The 17,519-nt window shown below is 64.8% G+C and carries 17 protein-coding genes; 8 read left to right on the top strand and 9 right to left on the bottom strand.

Annotation, left to right across the window (positions count from 1 at the left end; genetic code table 11):
* The first annotated feature begins 62 nt into the window (after positions 1-62).
* Positions 63-1,685, top strand: a complete 1,623-nt coding sequence (locus KF715_19195; protein MBX3738828.1) for an immunoglobulin domain-containing protein — start codon at positions 63-65, stop codon at positions 1,683-1,685.
* 7 nt (positions 1,686-1,692) lie between these two features.
* Here the strand turns inward: KF715_19195 and KF715_19200 are convergent, their stop codons facing one another.
* Entirely contained in the window at positions 1,693-2,622 is a 930-nt protein-coding gene (locus tag KF715_19200; protein MBX3738829.1) for a hypothetical protein, read from the bottom strand.
* A gap of 165 nt (positions 2,623-2,787) precedes the next feature.
* On the opposite strand from KF715_19200, the gene KF715_19205 reads away from it, so the two are divergent.
* Positions 2,788-4,311, top strand: a complete 1,524-nt coding sequence (locus KF715_19205) for an adenylosuccinate synthetase (protein ID MBX3738830.1) — start codon at positions 2,788-2,790, stop codon at positions 4,309-4,311.
* Between the two features lie 59 nt (positions 4,312-4,370).
* Here the strand turns inward: KF715_19205 and KF715_19210 are convergent, their stop codons facing one another.
* The 5 genes from KF715_19210 to truA form a co-directional block, all read right to left on the bottom strand.
* Positions 4,371-4,736 carry a helix-turn-helix domain-containing protein gene (locus tag KF715_19210; GenBank protein ID MBX3738831.1) on the bottom strand — a complete coding sequence of 122 codons (366 nt, stop codon included), beginning with the start codon at positions 4,734-4,736 and terminating at the stop codon, positions 4,371-4,373.
* 84 nt (positions 4,737-4,820) lie between these two features.
* Positions 4,821-6,134, bottom strand: a complete 1,314-nt coding sequence (locus KF715_19215; protein MBX3738832.1) for a bifunctional folylpolyglutamate synthase/dihydrofolate synthase — start codon at positions 6,132-6,134, stop codon at positions 4,821-4,823.
* A gap of 18 nt (positions 6,135-6,152) precedes the next feature.
* Positions 6,153-7,049, bottom strand: a complete 897-nt coding sequence (gene accD / locus KF715_19220; protein MBX3738833.1) for an acetyl-CoA carboxylase, carboxyltransferase subunit beta — start codon at positions 7,047-7,049, stop codon at positions 6,153-6,155.
* A 9-nt stretch (positions 7,050-7,058) separates the two neighbouring features.
* Positions 7,059-7,802, bottom strand: a complete 744-nt coding sequence (locus KF715_19225; GenBank protein MBX3738834.1) for a ComF family protein — start codon at positions 7,800-7,802, stop codon at positions 7,059-7,061.
* A complete protein-coding gene (truA, locus tag KF715_19230; GenBank protein ID MBX3738835.1) occupies positions 7,799-8,566 on the bottom strand; it encodes a tRNA pseudouridine(38-40) synthase TruA in 768 nt (255 codons plus the stop codon). The genes KF715_19225 and truA overlap by 4 nt, the downstream gene beginning before the upstream one ends.
* A gap of 52 nt (positions 8,567-8,618) precedes the next feature.
* Between truA and KF715_19235 the strand changes: the two genes are divergently transcribed.
* Complete coding sequence (locus KF715_19235; protein ID MBX3738836.1) at positions 8,619-9,278, top strand: HAD family hydrolase; 660 nt, start codon at positions 8,619-8,621, stop codon at positions 9,276-9,278.
* A gap of 15 nt (positions 9,279-9,293) precedes the next feature.
* Here KF715_19235 and ruvX read toward each other — a convergent pair whose 3' ends face one another.
* Complete coding sequence (gene ruvX / locus KF715_19240; protein MBX3738837.1) at positions 9,294-9,722, bottom strand: Holliday junction resolvase RuvX; 429 nt, start codon at positions 9,720-9,722, stop codon at positions 9,294-9,296.
* Between the two features lie 107 nt (positions 9,723-9,829).
* The gene (locus tag KF715_19245) at positions 9,830-10,915 is read right to left on the bottom strand and encodes a mannose-1-phosphate guanylyltransferase (GenBank protein MBX3738838.1); all 1,086 of its coding nucleotides are present in this window, start codon (positions 10,913-10,915) and stop codon (positions 9,830-9,832) included.
* Positions 10,916-11,004: 89 nt separating this feature from the next.
* On the opposite strand from KF715_19245, the gene KF715_19250 reads away from it, so the two are divergent.
* The 4 genes from KF715_19250 to KF715_19265 all read left to right on the top strand — a co-directional run bounded on the left by KF715_19250 (position 11,005) and on the right by KF715_19265 (position 13,892).
* Positions 11,005-11,325 (top strand): sulfurtransferase, encoded by a 321-nt coding sequence (locus tag KF715_19250; protein MBX3738839.1) that lies wholly within the window; start codon positions 11,005-11,007, stop codon positions 11,323-11,325.
* Positions 11,326-11,545: 220 nt separating this feature from the next.
* On the top strand, positions 11,546-12,961 hold the full coding sequence (gene rimO / locus KF715_19255) for a 30S ribosomal protein S12 methylthiotransferase RimO (GenBank protein MBX3738840.1): 1,416 nt from the start codon (positions 11,546-11,548) through the stop codon (positions 12,959-12,961).
* 3 nt (positions 12,962-12,964) lie between these two features.
* On the top strand, positions 12,965-13,393 hold the full coding sequence (locus tag KF715_19260) for a hypothetical protein (protein ID MBX3738841.1): 429 nt from the start codon (positions 12,965-12,967) through the stop codon (positions 13,391-13,393).
* The gene (locus KF715_19265) at positions 13,365-13,892 is read left to right on the top strand and encodes a hypothetical protein (GenBank protein MBX3738842.1); all 528 of its coding nucleotides are present in this window, start codon (positions 13,365-13,367) and stop codon (positions 13,890-13,892) included. Before KF715_19260 ends, KF715_19265 begins: the two co-directional genes overlap by 29 nt.
* Before the next feature lie 136 nt (positions 13,893-14,028).
* Here KF715_19265 and KF715_19270 read toward each other — a convergent pair whose 3' ends face one another.
* Positions 14,029-15,495: a Mur ligase gene (locus KF715_19270; protein ID MBX3738843.1), complete on the bottom strand. Its 1,467-nt coding sequence runs from the start codon at positions 15,493-15,495 to the stop codon at positions 14,029-14,031.
* A 187-nt stretch (positions 15,496-15,682) separates the two neighbouring features.
* Between KF715_19270 and KF715_19275 the strand changes: the two genes are divergently transcribed.
* The gene (locus KF715_19275; GenBank protein MBX3738844.1) at positions 15,683-17,470 is read left to right on the top strand and encodes a M2 family metallopeptidase; all 1,788 of its coding nucleotides are present in this window, start codon (positions 15,683-15,685) and stop codon (positions 17,468-17,470) included.
* Positions 17,471-17,519: the final 49 nt, after the last annotated feature.

Raw genomic sequence — 17,519 nt, forward strand, 5'->3', positions numbered from 1 at the left:
GCGCGGACGGACGCACCCTCGACGCGAACGCCAATCTGATTCCGGCCCCGCTCGACGGCACCGTGACCACCCAGCGACTCGCGGACGGCAGCGAGATTGCCGTCCCCATCGGCATGCGACTCGTGCCCGCCGACGCAGCCGCCGGCACCGCGCCATTCTTCGCGGGCATCTACGAGGTCACGCAGGCGGAATACAGCGCGTTCCTCGCCGCAAATCCTCGGATCGCCGCGCCGCGCGTGTGGACCAGCCGCGAATGCCCGTCGGCCACCGCCAATTTTCCTGTGACCGGCATCTCGCACGCCGATGCCCTCGCCTACTGCGCGTGGTTGACGGCCCATACCGGACAGAGCGTTTCGCTCCCGACAACAGCCCAAGCTGCGCGTCTAAGGCAAGGAGCACGGCACGAATCATCGGACAGCTCGCCCGTTCGAGCCGTGGGTGCCGACCGCAATGACGTGAATGATTGGGGCTGCTACGACGTGATCGGTAACGCCGACGAACTTACTTTCGACGAACCTACAACCAGCACGTCGGGCACGCGCATCGGGTTCAGGCTCGTGATGACAGTAATCTCGAACCATACGGCCCGCGAAACTCCCCGGTTTTCCGCAGCCCCGCCCCCACCTTGGTTTCTGCAACCCTACTATGGGGCCTATTTCACCGTGCATCCGCAAAGTCAGGTCGTCCAAGCCGGTGCACGCGTAACCCTGACTGCGCGTGCCACAGCACTCATCGACGGCGACCGCGTCCGTTACCAATGGTATTTCAACGGTGTTCCACTTTCCGGGGCGACGGGTGAAAGCTACACGATCGCGAACGTCCAAGCCACAGACGTCGGAGTCTACCACGTCGAAGCCTCACTTCCCACTCCGGCCCCCAGCATCCGGCAGGAATCCGCGCAATCCGATCAACGCGTCGAGCCGCCGCGGGCGCTATCCATATCTCCTCTCCCCTCGCTCAGCGATCCCGCCATCGTCGCCATCGGCACCACCGGAAGTCCGCCTATAATCACACGTCAGCCAACCAACGTCGTCGTGCTCCGTGGTGACACGGCGCTCGTGACCGCCAGCTTTTCCGGCACGCCGCCTTTGGCCACGCGTTGGAAAGTCCGTCAAATCTTCGATTCCACCAGTTACTCGCCGACTGATTTGCCCGACTTCCAGTTCACGTCCGATGACAACACCACCACGGCGTCCTATCGCAATCCCCCCGCGGGAGTCGTGACGCAACTCGAGCTTACGGTGTTTGGCGCCCACGGCAGCATCACCGCCACCGCGGCCGAGATTCGCGTGCAGACAGAAGGTTCTGCTCCCGTGATCACTGCACAACCGCGAAGCCTGACGGTCGCGCGTGGCAGCAACGTCGCTTTTCAAGTCGCCGCGACGGGCGCGCCTACTCCTTCGTTTCAGTGGTTCCGCAACGGAACGGTCCTTGCTGGGGCAGACACAGACACGCTGAACCTTTCCAACGTCCAGGACACCGACGCCGGAAACTACAGCGTCACTGCGACCAACTCGCTCGGTTCCGTCACCAGCACATCCGCAACATTGAGCTTCAGCACGCCTAACCCAGGCGGTGCGGGAGGTGGTGGTGGCGGAGGAGGTGGCGCGCCGAGCTGGTGGTTCATCGCCATCACGACGGTCGCCGCGTTGCTCCAAGCGTCGCTCCGAAAAAGAAGCGACTGAGTAACCTTCAGTCCAGCCTCCACTCGAGCCACCAGCGCGCGGTCGCACCCGGCGCGAGCAGGCCGAATTGCTTCCAGTCCTGCACGGCCTGCGCCAGCGAGTCCGGCGCGCCGTTCGTCGGCTCCAGAGCGACGTGATGAAAGCCGCCGTGCCCGCGATTCAGCCACAGACCAAGCATCGGCGCAGACGCGGTATCCCAGCGCAATTCGAGACGCGCGCCGGTGCGCGCGTTGGCGATGGCCGCGCGGCCTTCGCGCAGCGGCCCGGCGAAACCCTTGATGCAGCCGCGCGGCATGCCCGGCGTCTCCAGTCGGTCCAGTCGGAAACCCGCTTGCGGCTCCGGGTAGCTCCAGCAGTCGCCGCGCGCGATCGGCCGCGTGCCAATGCCGCCGTCCACGCGCAAGGCGTCGACTTCTGCGGGCAGTTCCAGACGGTCTCCCTGCTCGATGGTGAATAGCGGATGCACGCACCACACGTATTCCTCGGGAGCGGAGCCGGTATTGGTCAGCGCATAGTCGAAACGAAATCCCTCCGCCGTCGCCGAGATGATGCGGCGAAAGCGCAGCGGCGTGACGGGCAGATCGACGCTCGCCGCCAAACGCCCGGCCGCGAGCTCCGCCGGATCGAGTTTCCAGCCCTGAAACCACACCTCGCCGTGATCGGGCACGGCGCGTTCACGCCACGTGCACGCCGCCACGCTCGGCACGCACTCGTCGATGCCCGCCTGCGGGCTCGCGCCGAAATCCGAACCCGGTTCGCTGCGCCACAACCAGCTCGCCTCAGGTCGGTGCCAGCACCACTCGCGCCCGCTGCGGTGCCCGCGCAACCCGATGATGCGCCCGCCGAGCTCGGGCACCATCGCGAGTTCTGCGTTCGGCGTGCGCAGTCCCACGACCTCGAAACCCTGCTCGCTGCCGGTGAATACCTCCGCCTGCATCTCTCCCGTCTACCCTGCGCGCCGCCGAGCGTCGAGCACGCGCCGCGGCGGAATTTCGCTCGGTCAGTGACGCGCACGGCGGGGGTTTAGCCTTGCGACGGCGCGCGCGGTCGCGTTTTAGCTGTTCGGCAACTGGGGACTCACTTCCTGGCTGCCCTCCCCAGCATGTCGCTCACGCCGTTTAGCAGCCAATTGATCGCGGACGTCGGCATTTCCTTCGGCGACGAAGGCAAAGGCCGCCTTATCCCGGAGGTCGTGCAGGAGCTGCACGGCACGCCGGCGGCAGTCTCAGTCGTCTTCAAGGTCAACGGAGGTTCCAACTCCGGCCACACCGCCGGCGGCATCAAGTTGAACCTGCTTCCCGCCGGCGTCGTCGAAAAGAGCGTCGCGCATCTCGCCATCGGCGCCGGCGTCGTCGCCGATCCGCGCAAGATCCTCTGGGAAGCCCAGCCGCTCGAGCAAAAGGGCTACGCGATCTTCAGCCGCCTCGTGATCGACGAGCGCGCCATGGTCTCCGATCTCTCGCACCGCCTGCTCGACCTCGCGTGGGAGGATTACCGCGTGAACGTCCTCAAGGAGGAGCCGCGCGGCTCCACCGGCCGCGGCATCACGCCGTCGTATCAGGACGAGACCGGCCAGTGGCAGATCACGTTCGCCGACTTTCTCGGCGGGGAAAATTTCTTCAAACGCAAGATCGCCGCGCGCGCCGACCGCGCGCTCCGCACCATCCAGCACGTCTGCCAGGTCTCGACCGCGACGTGGGACAACTTCTTCGAAAAACTCACCGCCGCCGAGCAGCGTGCCAATGCCGAGGCGGTCGAGATGGGGCTCTTCGCGAAGAGCGATTTCGATTTTTTCCGCTTCCGCGGCAACGCTCCCTTCACGCTCAACGTCGACGAACTCGCGCAAGTGTATTGGGAAACCGGTCAGCGCCTGCGCGCCAACATCGGCGAGGTCCGCGAGCTCGTGCTGCGCGAACTCGCCGCCGGCCGCTCCATCGTGGGCGAATTCGGCCAGGCCTACTGGCTGGACAAGCGCCACGGCTTTTCGCCGAACGTCACGGCCTCGCATACGTTCACGCCGGAATTTTTCGAGAGCGCCGGCGTGCCCGTGCAGCCGATCCACACCTTCGCCGTCGCGAAAGCCTACGACACCAAGGTCGGCACTCACACGTTCCTCACGCAGATGGACGACGCGCTCCCGATTTGCCAGAAACTGAAGCAAATCGAGTTCGGCACCACGACCGGTCGCCAGCGCATGGTCGGCTGGTATGACGCCGTGGAAAAAGGCGACGCGCTCCGCTACGGCGGCTACCAGGATCTGATGATCAACAAAATCGACGCACTCACCGGCGCAGACGAATTGCTCATCTGCACCGCCTATGCCGACGCCGCCGGCAAGCGCTACGCGCACGTGCCGCGCAACGAGGCGCTGCGCCGCACTCTCCGCCCGCTCTACGAAAAGCACGCCGGCTGGACGCAGGACATCTCGGGCGTCCGCCGTTTCGGCGACCTTCCCCGCGCAGCCCAGCTCTACACCGCAGCGATGGTCCGCAGCCTCATCACGGTAGCCTACGGCGATCGCGCGCCGGCGGCGCTGCCGAACCTGCGCTACCTCGGCGTCGGTCCGCAGCCCTCGCAAATTATCAAGGATGTCCCCGCGACCCGCGAGTTGATCGCCCTGAAATAACGAAGCCGCGCTGGCCCGCGCGGCTTCGGTGAAAGAGAATGACGGTGCGAATCGCGCGCTTACTTGCGCGCCTTCACGAGGCCGAGCTCCTTCTTGATATTCTGCACGCTGGGCAGGGAGATATTGAGCGCCTTCGCGATCTCGGCGCCGGTCTTGTCGGCTTGAACCATCGCCTTCACCTTCTGCTTGGTCTCCGGCGTGATCTTGGCGCGCGGCTTGCGCCCCGAAGCAGCGGCGGCTTTCCCCGCCTTGACGCCGCCGGCCTTGGCCGCGGCCCGTAATGCGTCGATGAAAGCGTCCATCGACTTGAAGCCAAACTTGCCCGGCAGGCCGAGCAGCTTGCGATTAAAGCCAGCGAGTTCCTTTTCCAACTTCACCATCTCGCGCTGATATTTCTCCAACTGTTTCAGTTTATCGGTAACCATGGCGGAAGCACTATTCCCACGGATCAACTTGTAGCAAGTGCATATAGAGCGCACTCCGCCTCGACGCGCCGCCTCCGCACAGGGTCAGAAATCCTGCAATCGCCCCTCGCCCGCCCCGTGATCCGGTCGGATGCGCGTCAGCACTTCGCCCAGTAAATAGATGGATCCCGTCACGACGATCACGTCGTCCGTCCCACCCAATACGCAGCTATCCGCATCCGGGAAAACGGATTCCACTGTTGCGCGCCGGAGCCGCCCCGCGAGCATGTCGCCGGCAAACCGCTCAAGCTCCTCGTAGCTGCAAGCCCGGGTTTGGTGCGGCGGGATCAAGTATACTTCCTTTGCGTGGCGCGAAATCACCTCCAACAAGGCGCGCGCGCGAAATTCGCCGAGCGCTCCGGTGACGACGATGGGACGGCGCCCGGTTTCCGCCACCAACCGCGTCAAATTCGCATCCAGCACCGCCGCGCCTTCCGGATTATGCGAGGCGTCGAGGATGAGCGTGCGCCCTCCGATCGTGGTGCGCTCCCAGCGTCCGGTCCACGAGACGTGATCGAGACCGCGCGCGATCGCCGTCTCGTCGATGCGCGGCAAATTCGCCCTCAGCGCCCGAGCCACGAGCGTGGCGGTCGCCGCATTCCAGCGCTGGTAATCGCCCTCCAGATTCGTCCGCGGATAGCGCGCGATGTCCTCATCGAACACCTCGCGCACCGACGCCACCGGCGCACCGCGTTCGCGCGCGATCGCGCGGATGACGGCTTCGGCCGGCTCCGGCAAACGCCCGAGCACGAGCGGCCGGCCCGCCTTCACGATACCCGCCTTTTCGGCCGCGATCTTCACGAGCGAGTCGCCCAGCTGTTCCATGTGGTCGAAGCCGATGGACGTAATCACCGTCACCTCTGGTTCGACCACGTTGGTCGCATCCAATCGGCCGCCGAGTCCCACCTCGATGACGGCGGCGTCCACCCGAGCCCGCGCGAACTGGAGGAATGCCATCGCGGTCATGAACTCGAAGAAACTCGGATAATCGTCCGGACTCGCGGCGCCGAGCCGCTCGGCAACGGGCACGAGCTCGCTGGCATAGCGGACAATCTCGTCCTCGGTGAGAATACGGCGGTTCACCTGCACGCGTTCGCCGAGTTTCACCAGATGCGGCGACGTGTAGAGGCCGGTCTTGTAGCCCGCGCCGCGCAGGATCGATTCCACCATCGCCGAGACCGAGCCCTTGCCGTTGGTGCCCGCGATATGCACGACCGGGTAGCGCCGCTCCGGATGGCCCAATGCCTCGGCCAAGCCGCGCATGCGATCCACGCCGAACTTCACGCCGGCGCTTTTCAGCGCGTATAGGTATTCCGTGGCCGCCGTGTAGTCGGCGAAGCGCATGGACTGCGACGGCATCGCGGGCGGCCCCGAGAATCAGGTCGCGGCGACCGCGACCTCGGGCGCCTTCGCCGCAGCGCTGGCGCGCGTCTTCTTTTTCAGGAAGAGCGCCTGAAGAATGTCGCGCAGCCGATCGCGCATCTCGGTGCGCGACACGATCTGGTCGACGAGGCCGTGTTTGAGGAGGAATTCCGCGGTCTGGAAACCCGGAGGCAGTGTCTGCTTCGTAGTCTCCTTGATCACGCGTGCGCCAGCGAAGCCGATGAGCGCGCCCGGTTCCGCGATGATCAGGTCACCCAAAGTCGCGAAGCTCGCCGTGACGCCACCGGTGGTCGGATGTGTGAGCACCGAGATAAACGGCAGTTTCGCCTCGGCGAGGCGCCCCAGCGCCGCGCTGGTCTTCGCCATTTGCATGAGAGAGTAGATGCCTTCCTGCATGCGCGCGCCGCCCGACGAGCTGACGATGATGCACGGGCACTTCTGCTTCACGGCGCGCTCGATCGCGCGGGTGATCTTCTCGCCGACGGCCGCGCCCATCGCGCCGCCGCAGAAACGGAAATCCATCACCGCGAGCGACACAGGGATGCTGTGGATCTTGGCCGTGCCGCAGATCACCGCCTCAGGCAAGCCGCTCTCCTTTTCGTATTTCTTGATCCGGTCCGGATAGGCGGCGGAGTCGACGAACTTCAGCGGATCGGCCGACTTCACCCCGGCGTCGAACTCGTGGAAAGTGCCCTCGTCCACCAGTCCGGCGATGCGCGCCCGCGAACCGATCGGAAAATGGTAACCGCTCTTCGGCACCACCATCAGGTTCGCCTCGAGTTCCTTGTTGAAGATGATTTCGCCGGAGATCGGACACTTCGTCCACAAGCCCTCCGGGATGTTCTTCTTCTTCTTGGGCGTGGCCAGTTTGGGTTTCGAGAAATGAGCCATGGGCGGAAATCAGCCGTGACCGAACGTGACGACGTCGAGGTTCAACGCACCTGCATCCCGCAAGACTGCGGCGCAGGCGTTGAGCGTGGAACCCGTGGTGAAAACGTCATCGATGAGAAGGTAATGATGGCCGGGGGTTATGACTGCGCCGGGGGCCAAGGCAAAGGCATTTTTCAGGTTCTGCTGGCGCGTCGCGCGGTCGAAGTGCGTCTGCGAAACCGTGTCCACCACGCGCACCAGCAATTCGTCAATCTGCGCTTCGCCATCAACCGCTTGCAGCGCGCATTCGGCGAGCAAACGGCTCTGGTTGTAGCCGCGCTCCCGAAGTTTTCGCGGATGCAACGGCACGGGCACGAGCGTCCGTCCGCGCACGAAATCCGCATAACCCGGCGCACGTCGCATCAGCGCGGCGATGTCCTCGAGCACATGCAGGCCTTGGTGGTATTTCAACGCATGCACGATCGCGCGTCCCGGGCCTTTCAGGAGAATCGCCGTCTTACCCTCGCCGAAATCCGGCACGAGCGCCTCGCAGTGCTCGCACAGGCGATTCACCTCCGCCTCGCCGAAAAAGGGATGCCCGCACGTCGTGCAATGCGGCGGTGCGACCAAGTGCAGCTGCTGCGTGCACTTCGCACACACATGCCGCAACCCATGTCCGTCGTCCGCCTCCACGAGACCCTGGCAAGCCACGCAAGTCGGCGGAAAAATCACGTCACGCGCGCCACGCCAGACCAGATGCAGGGACGAGTTCACGCGCGCGTTACGTATTTCACCTTCACCAAAAACAAGCCCTGCGGCGGCGCCGTCACGACCGTCGGGATGCGACGCCGCGTGCGAATCAATTCGGCGATGTCTTCCGGCGTAAGTTTGCCGATGCCGACATTGATCAGCGCTCCCGTGAGGCTGCGCACCATCTTGTAGAGAAACCCGTCGGCCTCGAACGTGAACGTCAGCTCGCGTCCGCGACGCCGGATCTCCAGCCGCCGCAGGTCGCGGACGGTCGTCTCGTAGGTGCGATCGTTCTCTCCCGAAAACGCCCAGAAATCCTGCTTCCCGCGCAACACCTTCGCCGCCCGTTCCATCGCGGCAAAATCCAATGGACGCTCGAACGACCAGCGGTAATTCGTCGTGAACGGGTCCGCTTCGCCCAGGAAAACGTGATAGCGGTAAACCTTCCCCTTGGCCGAGAAACGCGCATGAAAACTCGCCGGCACCTTCCGCGCGCTCACGATGTGGATGCTCTTCGGCAGCGTCGCCTGCAGCGCGAGCCGCAACTTCTCCGCACCGTGCGGCCAGGCCGCGTCGAAATGAAAAACCTGCCCCAGCGCGTGCACGCCCGCATCGGTGCGACCGCTGCCGTGCAGGCGCAGCTCCGTCTTGAAAATCGCCGCGAGCCGCCGCTCCAGCACGTCCTGGATCGTGTTGCCGCTCTCCTGACTCTGCCAGCCGTCGAACGCGCCGCCATCGTAGGCGACGACGCACTTCCAGCGGAACGGAGTTGCAGCGGGCGAAGACATCGCGACCAAGCTTGCGGGCCGAACCACGCGCCGCAAGCCTCCCGCCCCATTCATGGCGAAAAGCTACCGGCACATCATCTGGGACTGGAACGGCACGTTGCTCGACGATTGCGACTACAGCATCGGCGTGATGAACACCCTGCTGCAGGCGCGCGGCCTGCCGCTGCTCGACCGCACGCGCTACCACGACGTCTTCGATTTCCCGGTGCAACTCTACTACTCGCGGCTCGGTTTCGATGCCGCGAAGGACAGCTTCGAGCGGCTCAGTGTCGAATTCATCACCGGCTACGACGCGCGGCGCCTCGAGTGCGCGCTCCACTCCAGCACGCGCCCGACGCTCGCCGCAATCCAGCGCGCCGGACGCACGCAATCAGTGCTCTCCGCCTACCGCCACGAGACGCTCTGCGAGATCATCGCGCACTTCGAGCTCACCGCCCACTTTCGCGAGTTGGCCGGCCTCGATAACATCTATGCGCACAGCAAACTCGAGCTCGGGCGCCGCCAGCTCGCGCGCCTCGGCGTTCCGGCATCCGAAGTCGTGCTGATTGGCGACACCGTCCACGATGGCGAAGTCGCTCGCGAACTCGGCGTCGATTCCGTGCTCGTCGCCGCCGGCCATCACTCGGCCGCGAAACTGCGCCGCCACCACGACCGCGTCGTCGAGACCCTGGCCGAGCTGAGCGATGTGCCCGGACTCGAATTCCTCCGCTAAAACCTCCGCGCCCGCTCAGACCGGCGGCGCGAGCGGCGGGTTCTTCTGATCGAGAAAGTCCTGCAAAATGATCGCCGCCGCGCGCGAGTCGATCAACCCGCTGTCGCGCACGCCGCGCCGATCCTTTTTCTTGATCGACGACTCAGCCGCGTAACTGGTCAGCGTCTCGTCCACGAGGTGGACCGGCAGCGCGAAGCGCGCCTTCAGCTCGGCGACGAAAGCGTCCACTTCCTTCGCCTTGAAGCCGATCGAGCCGTCCATGTTGTAAGGATATCCAACCACGAGGTCCGTGATGCGTCGCGCCTTGATCGCCGCGCCGAGCTTGGCCCAGCGCGCGTCGCCCGCCGGCTCGATCACCGCCGGCAACGGCGTCGCGACGCCAATCTCGTCGCCGTGGGCGAGTCCGATCCGCTTCGCGCCGTAATCGATGCCGAGGCAACGCATGAGATCAGAGCCCAACCACGAATGGACACGAATGAACACGAATTATCGATCCAGCCCACGCCACAGCCCTGTATTCGTGTCCATTGGTGTTCATTCGTGGTTTCAGCTCAGAGGAACTTCTTCTTCTCGGCGTCAGCCTCGAGTCGCTTGAGGAGCGCCTTGATCTCCTGCGCCTTGTCCTTCGGGCAAACCAGCGTCGCATCGCCGGTGCTGACAACGATCAACTCACTCGCCCCGACGACCGCGGTGAGATGACCGTCGCGCGACACGACGATGTTACCCGAGCCGTCTTCGACGACCGCGAGCCCGCGCAGCACGTTGCCGGCGGCGTCCTTCGGAAAATGATTCGCCACGGCCGGCCAGGCGCCGACGTCGTCCCAATCGAACGTCGCGGGCACGACGACGACATTGGTCGATTTTTCCATCAGTGCGTAGTCGACGGAAATCTTCTTCAGGCTCGGATATCCAGCCGCGAGTGCTGCTGCCCAGCCGCCCTTCGCCGCCGCCTGCTCCATCACGGCAAGGCCGGCGTGCAACTCCGGCGCGTGAGCCTTTAATCCCGCTTCGACGACCGGCACGCGCCAGACGAACATGCCGGCGTTCCAGAAATACCGTCCCGACGAAACGTAGCCCTGCGCGGTCGCGAGGTCGGGTTTCTCGACGAAGCGTTTCACCGCCATGACATCGCGCCCAACCACGCTCTTCCACGGGCCCGCCTGTTCGATGTAGCCGAAGCCCGTCGCGGGCTCGGTCGGCTTGATCCCGAGCGTCACGAGCACGTCGGCGCTCTCCGCCGCCGCGAAGGCGATATTGAGCAAAGCCTGGTATTCGCGCACATCGTGAATGACGTGGTCCGCCGGCAACATCGCAAACGCCGCCTGCGGGTCGCGCTGCTTCACCAGCAGCGCCGCGAGCCCGGTCGCGGCGGCGGTGTCGCGGCCCATCGGCTCGGCGACGAGGTTCTCCGCGGGCAACTGCGGGCACGCCGCGCGCACGCCGTCCAGCTGCGCCTGCGTGGTGATGACGAAGATGTTTTCCTTCGGTGCGACCCCGAGCACGCGATCGACCGTCTGGGTGAGCATCGGGGTCTCGCCGACGATGGGCAGCAAGTGTTTCGGAGTGGAGTGTCGGCTGGCGGGCCAGAAGCGCTCACCGCGGCCACCGGCCATGATCACGACGTAACGGGCGGGCATAGGATTGTCCCAAGATTCCGCGCCATGCGGCTCCGTCAACGGCGAACTGGATTTGCTTTTGCCGCACGATCACGCAGTTTCGCCGCCCCATGTCGTTTCCGCTCGAAACCGATGTCGCCACCGCCGCCCGGCTGTTTGCCGGCGGCACGCTGCTGGTCGACGTTCGTGAACCCAACGAGGTCGCCGCCGTCCATCTCCCTGGCAGCAAGCACATCTCGATTCGCGAGATCCCGGCGCGCGCGGCTGAAATCCCGCAGGATCGCCAGGTGCTGATCCTCTGTCACCACGGCGGCCGCAGCGCGCGCGTGACGCAGTTTCTGCGCGCCTCGGGCTGGGAGAACGTCACCAACGTCGCCGGCGGCATCGACGCCTGGGCCCGGCAGGTCGACCCGACGCTCCGCCGCTACTGAGCCGCCGCCGGGCTTGACTCGCGCCGCGCAATCCGGACAAATCCCCGCTCACTCATCACTCAACACCATGGGCAAACAATACAACAAGGTCATCAAAAAGAAACGCCGCGTCGCTTACATGAAGCGCAAGAACGCCGCCAACAAGGCGAAGGCTAAGAAGAAGTAACCCGGCGCACAACGCCCACCCTTTCGCGCCCGCAGCCGCGGGCGCATTTCATTTATGTCGATCAAAGTCAGCCTCATCTCCCTCGGTTGCGCGAAGAACCTCGTCGATAGCGAGATCATGGTCGGCCACCTGCACCAGGCCGGCATGCAGGTCATCCCCGAGGCGGAGCAGGCCGATGTCGTGATCGTCAACACCTGCTCGTTCATCGACTCGTCCAAAGAGGAATCCATCGGCCACATCCTCGAGGTGAACCAGCAACGCGGCATGCGCAAACGCCGCAAGGAACAGAAACTGATCGTCGCCGGCTGCATGTCGCAGCGCTTCTCGAAGGACCTGAAGGGCGAACTCCACGAAGTCGACGCCTTCATCGGCCTCGATCAAGTCACCAAGGTCGCGCCGATCATCGAGGAGATCTACGCGAAGGAACGCGGCAAGAAGGACCTCCCCGCCGACTACGTCGCCGGCAAGTCGACGTGGATTCCCGACTACGACACGCCGCGCTTCCGGCTCACGCCGAAACATTTTGCCTACGTCAAGATCGCCGAGGGCTGCAACCACCCCTGCACCTTCTGCATCATCCCGCAAATCCGCGGCCGCCACCGCAGCCGCACCGTCGCGAGCGTCGTCGCCGAGGTGCGCCAGCTCGTCAAGGAAGGCGTGAAGGAGATCAACCTGATCTCCCAGGACACGACTTTCTTCGGCATGGACACGTGGGAACAGCGCCCGAATCCGCGCACGCCGGTCGACTCCTCGCGCGGCACCGCACTCACCACTCTCCTGCGCGAACTCAACGCCATCGAGGGCGACTTCTGGATTCGGCTGCTCTACACGCACCCCGCGCATTGGTCCGACGAGCTCATCAAGACCATCGCCGAGTGCCCGAAAGTCGCGCGCTACATCGACATTCCGCTCCAACACATCAGCGACCACATGCTCGGCCTGATGCAGCGCGAGACGAGCGGCGACTACATCCGCGATCTCATCCGCCGCATCCGCGCCGGCATCCCCGGCATCGCCGTGCGCACGACGTTCATCGTCGGCTTCCCCGGCGAAACCGACGCCGACGTCGACGAACTCTGCCAATTCATCCGCGAGACCAAGTTCGAGCGCCTCGGCGTCTTCCGTTACTCGCAGGAGGAAGGCACGCGCGCCGCGAAAATGGCCGAGCAGCTCCCGCCGAAGGTGAAGGAAGCCCGCTGGCACAAAGTCATGGCGCTCCAAAAGGAGATCGCCCGCGAAGTTTCCAAGAGCTACGTCGGCCGCAAACTCCGCGTGCTCGTCGAAGAGCCCGGCGTCGCCCGCGGCGAAGCCGACGCCCCCGACATCGACGGCCGCGTCTACGTCCCGAAGAGCCTGCCCGTCGGCACGTTCGTGGACGTCACGATCAATTCGTTCCACGACTACGACCTCCTCGCCGTCGCCAAGGGCGAGGAGCCCGTCGTCTACAAAGTCGCGAAGCAGGCGCAGTAAAGCATGCGTAGGGCCGCTCTTGTCGCGACGATTGTCTGCCTCGCCTTTGTCGGCTGCGACAAACGGCCGCCGGAGACCATTCGCGCCTACATCGAGCGATCCCCCATCATCGTGCTCGCCGATCCAGTTCCGGCACAAGGCGGCGTGCCGAACTTCGTCGCTCGCGAGATCTGGCTGCACACCGCCGGTTCACCGTTCACACCCGAATTGGGCCGACCTGTGCCACTCCCGCGATCGTGGGCCGAGCACTGGGGCGCGCGCGGGCCTGTCGTGATCACGTATTCCGTCGAAGGACCACTCGCTTGGCCCAATTCGATGCGTCCAGTCGGGACGGACGGCACCATCCAAATCGGGAGCGAGCATTTCACGCCCGAGCAATTCAAACGCGAGGTGCTGAACTCCCTTGCGCAACGCAGTCGTGCGGTGCGATAGGCTCATCTCCCTTCTCGCGGTTCTCCTCCTCGCCGGCTGCACGCCGCGCGATCCGCTCGACTGGAAAATCGACGGCCGCAACGCCAACGAGCTCCAAGGCTGGCTCGATCATACGATCGAAAAGATGCCCGCCCCTCTCGCGGACGAGTTCTCCGTCGCCGTGGTGCGTATCCGCGACACGACCCATGGCTGGACCAAGGCAAACCCCGAAGCCACGACCAACCCGCTTTGTTTGCGCCTCCACGGTCGCACCGTGCGCGACGTGCTCATCGAGGGACTCCAATTACAGGCCGATGACCTCGCCGCCCGAGTGAAAAACGACAAAGCGAATATTCTCCGCCTCATCGAAAGCGACGCCAACACCACGCGCACCCCTGTTGCGGAGGCGCGATACCAGCGCCAACTCGAACGCTTCCGCCACCAAGGCGAACTCAACGAACGCGCCTATGATGCCCTCGAGAAGCGCATCAGCCAGCTCCTCGCGCAGCCCCGAAACTAAAAGCAGTCCGATAGTCGCTTTTTCACCGTAGGCTGCGTGCTGGCACGCGACCATTGCTCCCTCAGGCGCGACCAAGGTTGCTGCCTACCGCTTCAGCAAGGCGCGCTTCCAGATAGTGCTCATCGCGCGGCGCACCCTACCCGCGGGCCTGCTTCACGAAACCAGTGATGATGCCGTCGAACGAGCCGTTGGTGAAAAACACCACCAACTGAGGTTTCGCCGCCTGCGCGCGCGTCGCAGCGGCGAGTTTGTCGAGCAATTCGGCATTGGTCGGTGCCGTGTAGCCGCGCACGCCGTGCGCGGCCAGATGCGCGATGAGCGCGTCGTGATCGAAGCGTTCCTCCGGTTTCAGGAGGTGCGCTCGCGCGACAGGCCCGAGGTAGACGTGGTCGGCGCGCACCAACGCATCCTTGAACGCATCCAGCATCACGCGTCGACGCGACGTGTTGCTGCGCGGCTCGAATGCCGCGTGGATCGCGTGCCCAGGAAAACGCGCCCGAAAACTCGTCAGCGCCTCGCCCACCGCGGTCGGATGGTGGCCGAAATCCTCGATCACCTTCAGCGCCGGCGTATCGAGCAACAGCTGCTGCCGGCGCTTCACGCCGCGATAGCGCGCGAGCGGAGCCAGATCGAGCGCCGCGGCCTTCGTTACGTAATACGTAATGTTCTCCGGCAGTAGTTCGCCGGGCGGGACAGCCGCGAGACTCAGTTGCGCGGCCACGGCGGCCATCGCGGCGTTGCGCGCGTTGTAGAGGCCGGGCTGCGTCCAACGCACGTCGGCCCACTTCGCGCTCTTCCAGCTCAACGTGAAGCTCGCGCCTTCCGCCGTCTCCGTGAAGTTCGTCAGCCGCACGTCGCAATTCTCGCCGAGGCCAACGCGCACGATTCGCGTCCACGGAAAATTGCCGAGCGCGGCGAGGTTGGCATCGTCGCCGTTGACGACGATCCAGCCGTTGCGCGGCACGATGCGCGAGAGGTGGAAGAACGTGCGCTTCACGTCGCTGAGGTCGTCGAAAATATCGGCGTGATCGAATTCGAGATTGTTCATCACCGCGATGTGCGGCGCGTAGTGGATGAACTTCGAGCGCTTGTCGAAGAACGCGCTGTCGTATTCGTCGCCCTCAATCACGAACGGATCCGCCGCGCTACCGAGGTGGCTGCCCATCGGGGGATCCTGCGGCACGCCGCCGATCAGGAAACCCGGATCGCGACCGTTCTCGCGCAGGAGAAACGCGGCGATGGCTGTGGTGGTGGTTTTCCCATGCGTGCCGGCGATGACGATGTTCTTCCGCCCCTTCAGGACGAATTCCGCGAGCAGCGCCGGCAGCGACGTGAACGGTATCGCACGCGTATCGAGCAGCCACTCGACCTCCACGTTGCCGCGGCTCATCGCATTGCCGACGACCACCAGATCGGGTTTCAGTCGCTCGAGTCGCGCAGCATCGTAGCCTTCATGCAACTCGATGCCGGCCTCGGCGAGCACCGCGCTCATCGGCGGGTAGATGCCCGCATCGGCACCCAGCACCTGATGGCCGTTGGCGCGCGCGAGCAGCGCCGCGTTGCCCATCGCCGTGCCGCACACGCCCATGAAGTAGATCCGCATGGGAGTTTTCTTGGCGTCGGCGGGCGGCCGTGGCCACGAAAAACTCGCCACACCGGCCCGCCGCCCAACCAGGGCGGATTCCCATTCCGGAAACCGTGCCGCGCCGCCGCCGCGACACGGCGTCCACGGCGGGCGCTCCGCGTTGGAATCGATTTGTGCCGTCCGCCACCCGCGCTACGTTGCCGCCATGCTTCGCTCATACCTCGTGCTCAGTCTGGCCGCGCTTTTCGCCTCCGCGCCGATCGCCCGCGCCGACACCAACGCGACGCAGGAACGTGCCGACCGTTTCCTCGCGCTCGTCAACGCGTCCTATCAGGCGCTCTACACCGTCGAAAGCAACGCGCAGTGGGACGCCTCGACCGACGTCTCGCCGGTGCATGACGCCGCTTCGGAAGTGGCCGGCAAGGCGCGCGCCGCGTTCATGGGCAATCCCGCCCTGATCAAGGAAACCCGCGCGCTCCTGCTCGCGCGCAAGGACCTCGACGAACTCACCGTGCGCCAGCTCGAGCGCCTACTCCTGCTCTCCGCCGAAGGCCCGATGACGAATCCCGATCTCACGCGCGCGCGCATCGCCGCCGAGACGGCGCAGGCGTCCACGTTGAACGGCTTCGAATTCAAGCTGCACGGAAAACCGATCTCGGTGAACGAAATCGACAACCTCCTCCAAAGCAGCACCGACCTCGCCGAGCGCCAGGCCGTCTGGGAAGCCTCGAAGGAATCCGGCCAGGCGTTGAAGCCCGGCCTCGTCAAGCTCCGCGACCTGCGTAACGGCGTCGCCCGCGAGCTCGGCTTCAACGACTACTTCGCGCTCCAGGTCGCCGGCTACGGCATGTCGACCGACGAGATGGTGAAGCTGAACGAAGATTTCATGCGCGTGCTGCGCCCGCTCTACCTCCAGTTGCACACATGGGTGAAATACAAGCTCGCCGAGAAGTATCACCAACCCGTGCCGAAGCGCATCCCGGCGCACTGGATCAACAACCGCTGGGCGCAGGAATGGGACGGCATGGTCGAGGCCGCGAACCTCGAGCCGTATTTCAAGGACCGCACGCCCGAGTGGGTCGCGAAATCCTCCGAGCAATTCTACGTCGGCCTCGGTTTCCCAAAGCTGCCTGAGAGCTTCTGGAAAAAGTCCGACCTCTACCCCGTCGCCGCCGGCAGCGCGCGCAAGAAGAACACCCACGCCTCCGCCTGGCACGTCGACCTCGAGAACGACCTCCGCTCGCTCCAGAGCATCGAGGCCAATCCGTGGTGGTTCACGACCAATCACCACGAGTTCGGGCACATCTACTATTTCATGGCCTACACGCGCCCCGAGGTTCCGGCGCTGCTCCGCAACGGCGCGAACCCGGCCTTCCATGAAGGCTTCGGCGAACTGACCGCCCTCGCCGCCTCGCAGGTGCCCTACCTGAAATCGCTCGGCGTGCTGCCGGCTGACTTCAAGGCCGACGAAAACGCCTTCCTCCTCAACAACGCCCTCTCCCCCGGCGTGCCGTTCATCTTCTGGGCCTCCGGCGTCATGACGCACTGGGAAGCCGACATCTACGCGCGCAACCTGCCCGAGTCGGAGTGGAACAAACGTTGGTGGCAATACGTCCGCGACTTCCAGGGCGTCGAGCCTCCGACCGAGCGCGGCGAGGAGTGGTGCGACGCCGCGACGAAGACTCACATCAACGACACGCCCGCCTACTACTACAGCTACGCCATCGCGCAGGTCTTCAAGTTCCAGCTCCACGACTACATCGCCAAACACATCCTTCATCAGCCTCCGCAGTCCTGCAATTACGCCGGCAACAAGCAGGTCGGCGACTTCCTCCGCACGATCATGGCCAAGGGCCAGACGGAAGATTGGCGCAAGGTGCTCAAGGACGCCACCGGCGAGGAACTCTCGACCCGCGCGATGGTGGAATACTACGCCCCGCTCCTGCAGTGGCTCGAGGAGCAGAACAAAGGCCGCCAAATCGGCTGGGATTGACCGTTCCGCGCCGCGGCTCGCCTGTCGCCGCACAGCTTACAACCGCCGC

The sequence above is a fragment of the Candidatus Didemnitutus sp. genome (assembly GCA_019634575.1).
In the GTDB taxonomy this organism is placed as follows: Bacteria; Verrucomicrobiota; Verrucomicrobiia; order Opitutales; family Opitutaceae; genus Didemnitutus.